11 protein-coding genes are annotated in these 13086 nt (G+C 52.0%); 9 read left to right on the top strand and 2 right to left on the bottom strand.

What is annotated here, in order from left to right; all coding sequences use genetic code 11:
- Positions 1 to 33: 33 nt before the first annotated feature.
- The 3 genes from J4772_RS09865 to J4772_RS09875 all read left to right on the top strand — a co-directional run bounded on the left by J4772_RS09865 (position 34) and on the right by J4772_RS09875 (position 2927).
- Positions 34 to 732, top strand: coding sequence for a response regulator transcription factor (locus tag J4772_RS09865; RefSeq protein ID WP_116058806.1), 699 nt, complete (start codon positions 34 to 36; stop codon positions 730 to 732).
- Positions 725 to 1834: a sensor histidine kinase gene (locus tag J4772_RS09870; RefSeq protein ID WP_209075091.1), complete on the top strand. Its 1110-nt coding sequence runs from the start codon at positions 725 to 727 to the stop codon at positions 1832 to 1834. The genes J4772_RS09865 and J4772_RS09870 overlap by 8 nt, the downstream gene beginning before the upstream one ends.
- Before the next feature lie 70 nt (positions 1835 to 1904).
- Complete coding sequence (locus tag J4772_RS09875) at positions 1905 to 2927, top strand: serine hydrolase domain-containing protein (protein ID WP_209075092.1); 1023 nt, start codon at positions 1905 to 1907, stop codon at positions 2925 to 2927.
- Positions 2928 to 3147: 220 nt separating this feature from the next.
- On the opposite strand, the gene J4772_RS09880 is transcribed toward J4772_RS09875, so the two are convergent.
- Positions 3148 to 3951, bottom strand: coding sequence for a class I SAM-dependent methyltransferase (locus tag J4772_RS09880; protein WP_209075093.1), 804 nt, complete (start codon positions 3949 to 3951; stop codon positions 3148 to 3150).
- A gap of 367 nt (positions 3952 to 4318) precedes the next feature.
- Here J4772_RS09880 and J4772_RS09885 point away from each other — a divergent pair, with 367 nt between their 5' ends.
- The 6 genes from J4772_RS09885 (at position 4319) to J4772_RS09910 (ending at position 11869) form a co-directional block, all read left to right on the top strand.
- Positions 4319 to 5827, top strand: coding sequence for an aminotransferase class III-fold pyridoxal phosphate-dependent enzyme (locus tag J4772_RS09885; protein WP_247741066.1), 1509 nt, complete (start codon positions 4319 to 4321; stop codon positions 5825 to 5827).
- Positions 5828 to 6652, top strand: coding sequence for a DeoR/GlpR family DNA-binding transcription regulator (locus J4772_RS09890; protein ID WP_209075095.1), 825 nt, complete (start codon positions 5828 to 5830; stop codon positions 6650 to 6652).
- Positions 6653 to 6695: 43 nt separating this feature from the next.
- Positions 6696 to 8165: a xylulokinase gene (locus J4772_RS09895; RefSeq protein WP_209075096.1), complete on the top strand. Its 1470-nt coding sequence runs from the start codon at positions 6696 to 6698 to the stop codon at positions 8163 to 8165.
- Positions 8162 to 9223 carry an amidohydrolase family protein gene (locus tag J4772_RS09900; protein WP_209075097.1) on the top strand — a complete coding sequence of 354 codons (1062 nt, stop codon included), beginning with the start codon at positions 8162 to 8164 and terminating at the stop codon, positions 9221 to 9223. Before J4772_RS09895 ends, J4772_RS09900 begins: the two co-directional genes overlap by 4 nt.
- Complete coding sequence (locus J4772_RS09905; RefSeq protein WP_209075098.1) at positions 9220 to 10611, top strand: L-arabinose isomerase family protein; 1392 nt, start codon at positions 9220 to 9222, stop codon at positions 10609 to 10611. Before J4772_RS09900 ends, J4772_RS09905 begins: the two co-directional genes overlap by 4 nt.
- A gap of 61 nt (positions 10612 to 10672) precedes the next feature.
- Entirely contained in the window at positions 10673 to 11869 is a 1197-nt protein-coding gene (locus J4772_RS09910) for a Gfo/Idh/MocA family protein (protein ID WP_209075099.1), read from the top strand.
- 143 nt (positions 11870 to 12012) lie between these two features.
- On the opposite strand, the gene J4772_RS09915 is transcribed toward J4772_RS09910, so the two are convergent.
- The gene (locus J4772_RS09915) at positions 12013 to 13035 is read right to left on the bottom strand and encodes a LacI family DNA-binding transcriptional regulator (RefSeq protein ID WP_209075100.1); all 1023 of its coding nucleotides are present in this window, start codon (positions 13033 to 13035) and stop codon (positions 12013 to 12015) included.
- Between the last annotated feature and the right edge of the window lie 51 nt (positions 13036 to 13086).

The raw sequence follows: 13086 nt of genomic DNA on the forward strand, positions 1-13086 counted from the left end.
CTCTGTTCTTCAAATTCGGGAGGGAAAAGATCAGTGGAACGGATTACGATACTGATAGCGGACGACGAAGCGGAAATCGCCGACCTCGTCGAACTGCACCTGATCAAACAGGGCTATCATTGCATCAAGGCGAAGGACGGGCAGGAGGCGTTGGACGCGATTCTGAAGCATCCGATTCAGCTAGCCATTCTCGATATTATGATGCCGAAGCTCGACGGCTACGAGGTGACCCGACAAATCCGGGACAAACATCATATGCCGATCATCTTTTTGAGTGCGAAGAGCTCCGACCTCGATAAAATTACCGGCCTCGTTCAAGGAGCCGACGACTATATGACCAAGCCGTTTAATCCGATGGAATTGGTCGCGCGAGTGAACGCCCAACTGAGGCGTTCGTTGCAGTTCAACCGTCCGGTCGAGGCGGACAAGCCGGCTGTCGTCGAGGTCGGAGGTGTCGTGATTCATCCGGAGGAACGGACGGTTATCGTCGACGGTTTGCCCGTGAACCTGACTCCTAAGGAGTTCGATATTTTGCATCTGCTCGCCTCGCATCCGAAGAAGGTATTCAGCACGGAAAATATTTTCCAGCAAATATGGGGCGAAGCGTACTACACGGGCAACAATACGGTGATGGTGCATATTCGTACGCTGCGCAAGAAGCTTGGCGAAGATTGGAACAAAAACAAACGGATCAAAACCGTATGGGGAGTAGGGTATTCCTTCGATGGCTAAACCAACCCGCAGCTTCAGGTTTAATATGGTCGCCTTGTTTGGTCTTAGCATGCTGCTTGCCGCTGCGGTCACGTTCGGTATCTATAAAGCTGCCCAGATGTATTACTATACGACCAAGCTGGAAGACCCGTCGACGCAGGTTCGCATCTTGATCAGACAGATCGGCGACATCAACTTTTTTCTCATTTTCTTCGTCCCGCTTGCCATCTGGTTTTTCTTCCTGCTCACCAAGCGGTATGCTCGATATTTTCGCGATATTTCCGACGGGATTAATCAGCTTGCCTCCGGTAATTTCGACGCGCGGCTGGATATTCCATCCAATGACGAATTCGGCGATATTGCCCGGGATATCAATCTGGCCGGGGAGAAGCTGCGTCAGGCGCTGGAAAGAGGCGATTTTGCCGAGAACAGCAAGGAGCAGTTGGTGCTAAATCTGGCGCACGATCTGCGCACGCCGTTGACTTCGGTTATCGGCTATTTGGATTTTATACTGAAGAACGATCAGTTGCCTTCGGAGCAGGTCAAGCATTATACGACGATAGCCTATACGAAGTCGCAGCGTCTGGAACGGCTAATCGATGAATTGTTCGAAGTGACCCGCATGAATTACGGCAAGCTGAAAATCGATCGCAATCCGATCGATCTGAGCGAACTGCTGCTTCAACTGAACGAAGAATTGTATCCGATGCTGGAAAACCATCATCTGACCTCGCGACTGCATGTCACTCCGGCGGTGACGGTGAGGGGGGATGGCGAACTGCTGGCCCGCGTGTTCGAGAACTTGCTCAGCAATGCGGCGCGTTACGGCAGAGAAGGGGAGTACATCGATATTCATTGTTTGCCCGAAGGAGCCGAGGCGGTCATTCGAATCGTCAATTACGGCGATAGTATCTCTCCCGTGGACCTGCCGCATATCTTCGATATGTTCTATACAAGCGACAAAGCCCGCACCTACCATGAAGGCAGTACGGGACTCGGTCTATTTATCGCTAAAAATATTGTAGAACAGCATCAGGGCGTCATCTCGGCGGAAAGCAGCGTAGTGCGCACGATTTTCGAGGTTCGTTTGCCTCGAGAAGTGCCTCCTGAGCATACGGGATAGGGATAAGACGGGCGACGGCTGATTTAAGCCGTAGACTGGAAGCTTTACATCGTAGAATTGAGGTGGTTATATGCCAACGAGCATGGCCGAGAGACTTCGACGCATTCAGGAAAATAACGATTTCTCGGGAACGATTTTGGTGAAAGAAGAATCGAATTCTTTGGCGGAGTTAAGCTTCGGATATGCGAATCGATCCGAGCAAATAGAGAATCAAACAGGGACACGATTTGGAATTGCTTCAGGATGCAAGGTTTTCACTGCGGTCGCCATTTGTCAGCTTGTAGACAGCGGGAGGCTTTCCTTCGATTCCAGGCTCAAAGACTGCGTTGATTTTGACTTTCCGAATTTCGATCAAGAAATAACCGTCCATCATCTTCTAACGCACACTTCAGGAATACCGGACTACTTTGATGAAGAGATAATGAATGACTACGAAGAACTGTGGCGCGCGAAGCCGATGTACCATATTAGAAAACTCAAAGATTTTTTACCGCTGTTTCAGGACAGACCCATGAAATCTAGAAGTGGGACGCGATTTAGCTATAACAATGCAGGCTATATTTTGTTGGGCTTGATCGTTGAAGCAGCGAGCGGTCAAAGCTTTTCCGAGTTTGTTCAGAATCATATTTTCAACAAGGTTGGGATGAGCGGGTCGGGTTATTTTGAGTTTGACCGACTTCCAGCGCAGACAGCGCAAGGATATATTGACTTCCAGGACGGTACGTGGAAAACAAATATTTACTCTTTGCCTGCCAAGGGCGGTTCCGACGGCGGAGCATTTGTAACTGTCCATGACATGGTCAAGTTCTGGGAAGCGCTTATGACATATGAGTTATTAAGCCCTTCAACCACAGAGAGAATGATTGCCGCTCATGCAAAGGTGGATAACGGTGACAATTATTACGGATATGGTGTCTGGATCGCGAAAAATAAAAATGACGAAATCGTAAAGTATCACGTGATGGGCTACGATCCTGGCGTAAACTTCCACTCTTCCTATTATCCGCGTAAATCGATTAAAGCCGTTGTATGTTCAAACCGGTCGTCTGGTGCGTATGACATGATGAAGTGTATAGAAGAAGAGTTTTTATAGGTCGCCGAAAGGGGAGGGGGGCAGACGTATCGGATAAGTCCTTCCCAGGTTCCTATTAGCGTGGCATCCGCTCGGACGTATCGGATAAGTCCTTCCCAGGTACCTATTAGCGTGGCATCCGCTCGGACGTATCGGATAAGTCCTTCCCAGGCACCTATTAGCGTGGCATCCGCTCAGACGAATTGAATAAGCCCTCCCCAGATACCTATTCACGTTGCATCTACTCAGACGGACCGTTAGGATACAATGGAGACAATTCAATGCCAACTTTATCGGCGATCAGAGTATAAAACTCTGGAAATCGTCGATCCGCGGGCCTGGGAATTTCTTCGAATGCCCGTATTAATAACCCCGCTGCCCCAATGGAAGTAAGGATGTCGCCGACAGTCCAGCTTCGCACCAACACCTTCCCCAAATCAGAGCGCTCCTCTTCAGGCAGCAATTTAGCAAAAGCGACTTCTCCTTCTCTGATCTCATCGTCAAAATAATTCCCGGTTGGTTGTTTTAAGTTATTCGTGTTTACCCAAGCACGGGCGAAAGGATGAAAGTCAGTCAGGATAAGCCGGCCGTTGTCCCGTAATCTGCGACGAACTACGGAAAAGATCGAGTTAAGCTCCGCAAAATAATGCAAAATTCCGAATTCCATCAACACGATATCGTATTTGCCCAAGCTCTCTTCGTCCGGGATGGACAAGACGTCCGAGCAAATATAGTGGAGTTCAACACCGGCGGCAGCGGCTGTCTGGGTGGCATATAGTCGGTTTTCTTCGGAGATGTCGACTACGGTAACCTCGGCGCCAAGCAATGCGAGAGAAATGGCCTTTCGCCCGTGCGAGCCCAGCAGGTTAATCACTCTTTTGCCTTTCGGATCGCCGATGTACTTTAACCAATATCGAAGATGATGCCGGTGTTCCCGCTTCAGCTCAATCGCGAGTTCATCGGGCGTTCCATACTGTTGAACCCAAGCCCGATAAGCCTTTGTTTCCCATGCGGCTTTGTTTGCAAGCGCCAATTTATCTTGCATTCGTATTCCACCCCCCGATTCGTTTTTCGTCCTTGGACGGTACATATTACCATTTGCGAATCGAATTGTCCACGATGCGCTTCCTACTTGTTAGCTAAATGAGACGAGCCGCTAGCGGTGCTCCTTGCTTGGCCTTCTTTCCTATTTTCTACAAGCGCACGATAAAATAGCGGAGAGCAGCCTATTCCTTTCGACTAAAAACAAAAAAGAAAATAAAAACGAAACAATAAAGAAACAAATTGACAAGTAAATCGGAATAAAATAGAATGAAATCACAACATCAAAGAAATTTGAACAACAGGAAAGCGAGGTGGAATTATTGAAATCCGTTAAAATGTCTTTATCTCAATTGCTAGGAAATCAATATATGACTGCCGTAATCTCCGCGGCGACATCGCTGTTAGAGCTGGACAACGAAGAAGCCGAACGTCTTGCAGCGGATGAAATCGAGTTTTTGCCGGAGGCATACGTAAGCAAAATGAACGGTTTGCTGGAAAACGTAGGCAAGCCATTTGTTCCGGAGATGAAGAAAGCGCTTGCCGGAGCTCCGACGGATGCTTTCAAAAACGCAAGCAATACGAAAGCCAGTCCGATCGGCGGATTCGGTTTCTTCCGATTAGGCGAAGACGGCAGGCTTTACTTGGCGGCGAAGAGCGAGCATTATCATACGCCGCTCGGACATAATTTCCCTGGCTACAAGTTGATTGATCGCGCAAGAGCTCTCGGAATAACGAATGCATCCCATAATAATACTCGCGGCTATATTACTCGCTTGCTTGAGAGAGAGCTCATCAGGTTAATCAACGGGCTAAGTCTGGCGGATACGGACAGTCTGGACTCCATATTGGCCTCGCGCGAGGCGAAAGTGCTGAATCGCGTCATCAACCTGGAGACCGGGTCATTGGCCTGCGAGGCCGGCATCAAAATGATGCTCGCGCGTTTTTATCAACTTGACGGGATGTTTCCGCAATCGAAGTATGCAGATCGGACACCGGTATTTTTCGTCATGGGGGATCATGACGGCGGCGCGAAAGCGAACTATCACGGAACGACGATTTTTGCTCAATTGATGCGCGACATGTGGCCCGGTGTTTACGAAAAGATGGAAGCAGCGGGGATCCTGAAGGTTTGCCCGGTGAAAATTAATGATTGGGAGGATTTCCAGGAGAAATTCGAGCGCTACAATAAGCCGCCGTTCAAGGTTGCCGGATTTATGCACGAGATTATATTGATGAATTACGGGGGCATCAAGCTCGATCGAGACTACTTGCACAAGGTATACGCATTGTGCCATAACAACGATGTCCCGATCATGTGCGACGAAATTCAATCCTGCATGTGGTATCCTACGATCTATTTGTTCCGCGAGTATGGACTGAATCCCGATTTCGTCGTGATCGGGAAGGGCTTCCCGGGCGGCCAATATCCGGCTTCCCGCATCATTACGACCGCCGAGATGGACAACTTGAACCAGTTCGGGGCATTGGTTACGAACGGTCAGGAAGAGCTGGCGGCATTGGCTTATTTGATTACGATGAAGTTTACCGAAGAGAACGAATCCTTTATTCGTGCCATGGGCGAATACTACGAAGATAATCTTCGAGAGCTGGCGTCTCGTTATCCCGCTCTTATTGAAAGGACAGAAGGAATGGGCCATCTTACAACCCTATTCTTTTATGAGGCACAGACAGTCTCGCGATTTACGGGTATGCTTAATGATGCGTGCATCGACGTGAGCGCTCAAACGTACAAAGCCAGCTGTCCTCCCGCCGCGCTTACGAAGCCGCCGATCATTGCAACCAAAGAAATGATAGATTACTTGTTGAAGATCATGGGGGAAGCGCTGCAGACGATTGAAGCGCAAGAGTCGGGCTGATTGTCGGATCGCATTAGCGAATTTGGAGGGATGATGATGTACGAACCCGTCGGCGGAGATATAGACATCGAAGAGAGAAGAAAACGAATATTGGACTTGCTTCAGAGGGACGGCAAAGTCAAGGTGACGGATTTAAGCAAGCTGTTCGGCACTTCGGAAGTGACGATTCGCGGAGACCTGGACGGACTTGAAGGGCAAGGGCTGTTGCAGCGCGTTCATGGCGGCGCGATCAGCAACTACAAAAACTATTACAATATGACATTCCATGATCGAACGGAAACGAACGAAGAAGAGAAGAGAAGGATAGCGACTGAGGCGGCTTCGATGATCTCGGACGGAGACACGGTGATTATCGGTTCCGGGACGACTCCTCTCTATGTCATGAGGGAATTGAAAAATCATAAAAACCTGATTGTGATTACCAACTCCTTGCCCGTAGCCCATGAAGCCGGCTTCAATCGCAACTTGAACGTCGTGATTATGCTCGGAGGCACGATCAATTTGCAGTACGGTTTTGTTTCCGGCGACGATGCCATCAACCAGTTGAACAGATATAAGGCGGATAAGCTTATTCTCTCGTCGGACGGCGTAAGCTCCGAGTTCGGGGTAACGACCTATCATCACCTGGAAGCGGAACTGTATCGTAGAATGATCGCTCTTGCGGACCAAAGAATTCTCGTGGCCGACTATACGAAAATCGGGCGAGCCAATTTCGCTCGAATCGAAGATATCGATAAAATCGACTGTCTCGTCTCCAATCACAACGCGAACAAGGACGAGATCGCAGCAATTAAGGAAAAAGGCGTTGAAGTAAGAACAGTCTAACGGTGAAATCGGGCCAAGCCTGCTACCGAGAAAGGGGATCGCGATGTCAGGCGGAACGAACCGAGAGCATGCCTATCTGATCGGACTTGACATTGGAACGTCTGCCGTCAAAGGAGTATTGATGTCGGTTGAGGGTTCGATTATATCTCGGGAAAAAAGCGAGACGGCCTATCAAAGGATGGATGACGGCGGGATCCAATTTGACGTTCGTCAGTTGTACCGTTTGACGGTTGACGTCATCCGCAGACTGGCTGACGCTTTGCCTCAGGGAAGCTCCATTGCCGGGCTCAGCATCGCTTCGGCCAGCGGGAACACCGTACTGGTGAACGAGCGGGGCGAGCCGATGATTCCGGCATTTAGCTGGATGGATCAGCGCGTAAACGACGAGATGAACGCGGTGTTCGGGAAGCTGGATGCCGACGAAGTACACGATACGGTTGGCTGGCCGCTGCTTGATACTTTCCCGCTCGCGCATCTCGCCTGGCTGAGATGTCATGAACCGAAGCTGTTGGATGCATCGTCCGTCATCTGCATGAGCACGGATTATCTTCATTTCAGATTGACGGGCAACTGGAGTATCGATCGCTCGACCGCCACCACTTTTTATTTGCAGGATCAGAAAACGGCGCAGTGGCATTCGCCCTATTTGCAACAATTGGGCGTACCGGAGAGCAAGCTGCCGCCGATTCGTTCCACAGGGGATGTCATTGGCCATATTACTTCAGAGGCTGCGGACGAGACTGGTTTAGTGCAAGGAACGCCCGTCGTGCTTGGCTCTTTCGACCATCCTTCCGCGGCAAGAGGAACCGGAATTCTCGAGGAGGGGCAGCTGCTCATTTCCTGCGGTACTTCCTGGGTTGGGTTTTGGCCGGTAAAAGACAGACGCCAATCCGTGTCGCTGCGAATGCTGACGGATCCTTTTCTTCAACCTGCGGGACCGTGGGGCGCGATGTTTTCGCTTCCCGCGATCGCAACTTCAATAGACGACTACATCCGTAAGTATATTGCCGACGGACCGGATCGTTATCGCGAATTCGACCGTCTGGCCGAATCCGTCAGTGCCGGGGCGGGCGGACTTCTCGTCAATCCGAGTGCGGAGGAGATTCCCGGCGATCTTGTGCAGGCCGGGAAAGCACAAATCGCAAGAGCGCTTATGGAAGGCACCGCGTTCCTCTTGAAGGCGCAAATCGACAAGCTCGAAGCGAACGGCACAAGGTTTGCCGCCGCGACAATGGTAGGGGGGCCGTCCGAGACGTTTCCATGGCCGCAAATCGTGGCCGAAGTGCTTGGCATGGATATTCGCACGGTCAACGGTTCCTGCGCGGGAGCTGCCGGAGCCGCGATGATAGCGGGGATAGGCGCGGGGCTGTATTCCGATGAGCGGGATGCGCTAAAGCAATTGTCTTTCCCCGAGCTTGTTCGGAAGCCGGACCCCGGTACGACCGCGATCTACCAGGCGCAGTACAGGCAATTTATGAACAAGTATATGAATCTCGGGAGCGATGCAAAGTGAAAACGTTGTTTGAAGTGAAGGACGTCGACCAAAAGTTCTACGAGCAGAAACTGAGAGATTTTTTGCCGGATAAAATTATAGATATCCATACGCATGTATGGTTGGACAGCATTCGAAAGCCCTCCTCTTCCGTGCCTGTGAGAGCGGTAACATGGCCGACGCTGGTCGCCAAGGACAATTCCATCGAGGACCTGTTTGAGACTTATCGGCTGATGTTTCCCGGCAAGGAAGTGACGCCGCTCCTCTTCTCTCAAGTCAGCATGGACTATGACATCGCCGCAGGGAACGAATATGTCAAGAGCTGCGCGGAACGGCATCGTTTGCCGTCCTTGATGGTCGCGAGACCGCAGCAGAGCGCCGCGGAATTCGAAGAGGGGATAGAGCGCGGCGGTTTTCTAGGCTGCAAGGTGTACTTGAATTTTGCCGATCCCTACATCCCGGAGAAGGAGATCCGGATTTTCGATTTTCTGCCGCACCATCAGCTGGAAGTGCTGAATCGGCATGGCTGGATGGCGATGCTGCATATCCCCCGGGACGGCCGACTTAAGGACCCGGTCAATTTGGCGCAGATGCTGGAAATCGAACGCAACTATCCGTCGATAAAGCTCATTATTGCCCATGTAGGAAGAGCATACTGTCCGGAGGATGTAGGCGATGCCTTTGATATTTTAGCAGAAACGCGAAACATGGTATTCGACTTCAGCGCCAACACGAATACCGAAGTGTTCCGCCAGCTGATCCGGGCGGTCGGACCGAAGCGAATTTTGTTCGGCAGCGACTTTCCAATCTTGCGAATGCGTACGAGACGGATTTGCGAAAACGGCAATTATGTGAATTTGGTTGCGAAAGGGATGTACGGGGACGTGTCGGGAGATTCCCACATGCGCGAAGTCGAAGGAGCGGAGGCGGATTCCCTGACGTTCTTTATGTACGAGGAGATTGAAGCTTTTCGCGCAGCTGCGACAGCGGAAGGATTAAGCAAATCCGACATCGAGAATATTTTCTACGGTAACGCCCGATCCCTCATCGATAGCATAGAGAAGGAGCAACGCAAATGAACAATCTGAAAATCGGACTGCTGCCTTTATATGTCAAGCTCTATGACGATATCTGGCCGGAAGCAAGAGAACGGGTTGATGCATTTTGTCTTACGATTGTCTCCGAAATGGAAAAAAGAGGATTGGAAGTCGAACAAGCGAAGGCGTGCAGAATCAAGCCGGAATTCGAAGCGGCGGTTCGAGCGTTCGAGCAAGCCGAAGTGGACGCTATCGTAACCTTGCATTTGGCCTATTCGCCTTCTCTTGAATCCGCCGACGTCTTGGCAGCTACCGAGCTTCCTTTGATTGTGTTGGATACGACGCCAACCTACGATTTCGGTCCTTCGCAGCACCCGGACGAAATTTTGTACAACCATGGCATTCATGGCGTTCAAGATATGTGCAACCTGCTCATCCGCAAGGGCAAGAGCTTTCGGATCGAAGCCGGCCATTGGGCGGATTCCGACGTCCTGGATCGGGTCGCAGACAACGCGAAAGCCGCGAAAATCGCTAAAAAGCTTAGAAACGCCAAAGTCGGCTCGATCGGCAAACCGTTTGACGGTATGGGGGATTTCCGGGTGCCGACGGACGAGTTGCGCAGCTGGATCGGGATCGAAGCGATTTTCGTAGATCCTCTTGATTCCGGTAACGCGTTCGACTCGATCTCCGAGGAGCGTATAGACCGGGAGATGGAATTGAACGCGGTTCGTTTTCACTCCGGTACGCTTGATCCGGAAACTCATCGGCAATCGACAAAGGCGGATCTTGCGGTCAGAGATTGGATCGAACGGAATGAACTGACGGCATTCACCGCCAACTTCCTGGAAGTGACCCGTGCGTCGGCGCTGCCTTGCATGCCGTTTCTAGAAGCGAGCAAAGCGATGGAACGAGGCATCGGCTATGCGGGAGAGGGCGACGTGTTGACCGCCGCGCTAGTGGGCGCGCTGCTGTCCGTCTACCCGGACACTTCATTCGCGGAAATGTTCTGCCCGGATTGGCACAACAACCTGATTTTTCTGAGCCACATGGGCGAAATGAATTTGCGAATCGCTGCGGGAAAGCCCGATCTTATGGAAAAAAGCTTTCCGTTTACGGATGCCGGCAACCCCGTCGTCGCATACGGCAAATTCCGTGGCGGTCAAGCGGTCTACGTCAATTTGGCTCCGGGACGAAACAACTCCTATTCGTTGCTTCTGTCGCCAGTGGAGATGGTGGAAGGAGATGGCGAGGACAGAATGAGGGATGTCATTCGCGGATGGTTCCAACCCGTCATTCCGGTCGCCGATTTTCTAACCGCGTATAGCGAGCATGGAGGGACGCATCACGGCGTAGTCGTGTATGGCGACACGATCCGAGTTTTGGAACGGTTTGGAAAGATAATGGGCTGGAATACCGTCATTATTAAGTAATAGCGAGTTCCGAGCAATGAAGTGAATCGGTCTGATTAAAGGATAGAGGAGACCTAGCGACATGATGGAATGCGTGAGATTGGCAGTTGTAGGCGGAGGAAGAGGTTCGGCTTTTAGCGAAGCGCTGAAAGCGTTGACAGATAAAGTACGACTAGTCGCCGTATGCGATACGAACGAAGCGGTATTGAATAAGTGGAAGGGCGAATATCCAGGCGTTAAAGCGTATCTCGACTACGCGAAGCTCCTAGAGGACGCTTCAGTAGACGCCGTATTTCTGGCAACGCCTCTATTTTACCATGCCCGGCAGGCGATAGCGGCGCTGCGTGCCGGCAAGCATGTTATTAGCGAGGTGATCGCTTCCACGTCCATCGAGGACAGCTGGGAGCTGGTCGAGACGGTACGGCAAACGGGTCTCACGTACATGATGGCCGAAAACTACTGCTTTATGCGGCCGAACATGATGGTTGGCCATATGGCGGAACACGGCGTGTTCGGGGAGATTACGTATGCGGAGTGCGGCTACATCCACGACGTTCGCGAATTGCTTCATGCCTCCGACGGCAGCTTGACTTGGCGCGGGAATCTGTTCCGCGATTATAATGGCTGCACTTATCCGACACATTCTCTCGGACCGGTAGCGAAGTGGTTGGCAATCGGCCGAGAGGGCGGGGATGAACTGGAGAGTTTATCTACATTCGTGTCCAAAAGCCGTGCGTCGGCCAAGTATTTCCATGAACATTTCGGCGATGAGCACCCCGGCTCCAAGCCGGAATATTGGGGGCTGGGCGATTCGACCGTCACGATGCTGCGTACAAAGAAAGGCGCGCTGATTACCTTGAAATACGACGTTCAGTCCGCGCGCCCTCACAATATGACGCATTATTCGCTGCAAGGAACTTCAGGAGCTTATTTATCGGGAAGGCACGATCAGGATGAGCCTTTGATTTGGCTGGAAGGCGCATCCGAAGCCGCTCATCCGGAGTGGGAGTCGTTGTGGCTGCATAAGGACCGGTGGGAGCATCCGGTATGGCGGCGTTGGAGAGAAGAGGCGGAGAGAACCGGCCACGGAGGCGGCGATTTCCTGGTGCTGGAGGAATTCGCGACGGCGATTCTTAATGGGAGAAAACCCGCCATTGATGTGTATGACGCGGTGGTGTGGAGCTCGGTGTTCCCACTGTCGGTTGAGTCCGTCGCCGGAGGCGGCAAAACCGTTCCGTTCGTCGATTTCAAGAAGCCGAGGAACGAAGGTAGATCATAAACTGTTCGGGATCGATCCTCAAGTTTACGAAACGTTCTGAAGCTGCCTGAAGGAAATTGCGGCGTGATTCAGGGAGGCTGTCAGTTGGCCGGATTGAGGAAATGGAATAGAGCTGCTGGCGCGAGCCGGCAGCTTTTTCACGTTTACGGGGTATGGATCGAAGCTACCGATCGACGAACGATCATGTCGGCGGGGAGCACGATTTTTTTCCATGGAAGGCCGGTGACGTCGCGCTCCTGAATGCGGTCGATGAGCATTTGCGTGCCGAGATAACCGAATTGGTACGCCTGCTGGGCAATGACGGTCAGGAACGGGTCGATCTCGGAGTAGGGACCGAGATCGTCGAAGCAGACGACCGATACTTGCTCGGGAACCCCGAGCCCTCGCGCATGCAGCGTTCGGATGACTTCGACGGCAAGCACGTTGTTGCCGGCGACGATAGCGGTCGGAGGGGCAGACATGCGGTCGAGCCAGCCTTCGATCTCGCTTAGGTCGCTGCGGGGCTCGAATGCGGTTTCCAGCACATAATTCTGATCGAAAGGGATATCGTTCAACTTCAGCGCCTCGCGATAGCCCTCAAGTCGCAGCCGCGCGCTGGAAATCAGCGGCGAGCCGTTGATCAAAGCAATTCGTCGATGTCCACGGGACGTTAGATGGTCGACGAGCTTGCGCGCGCCTTCCTTGCTGTCCCCGAGCACGACGTCGCTGTCCATGCCCGGCACTTCGCGATCGAGCAGCACGAACGGGACGCGATGCAGCCGCAGCGTCTCCAAGTGCGGCAGCGATAGATCGCTGGCCGGGGCGACGAGCACGCCGTCCGCTCTTGTCGCAAGAATGGTGTCGATATAATCCTTTTCCTTCTCGACGCTCTCGTCCGAATTGCCGAATAGCAGGCGGTAGCCGTGTTTCTTGGCTGCATCTTCCGCGCCTCTGGCAAGCGTCGTATAGAAAGGGTTCGTAATGTCCGTAATGAGCAGGAACAGCACGTTGCTCTGCTGAAGCACGAGACTGCGCGCCATCTGGTTGGGCACGTAGTTCAGCTCCTCCATCACGCGGCGCACCTTGTTGCGAGTTTTGTCGCTGATTTTGCCGGTGTTATTGATAACCCTGGAGACGGTCATCGCCGACACTCCGGCTTTGGCGGCGATATCGTAGATCGTAACCATGGAATTAAGCTCCTTGTCGTCATACTGTTCTTTTATCTTACAAAATTAAAG

The organism is Cohnella sp. LGH (assembly GCF_017671885.1).
Taxonomy (GTDB): domain Bacteria; phylum Bacillota; class Bacilli; order Paenibacillales; family Paenibacillaceae; genus Cohnella; species Cohnella phaseoli.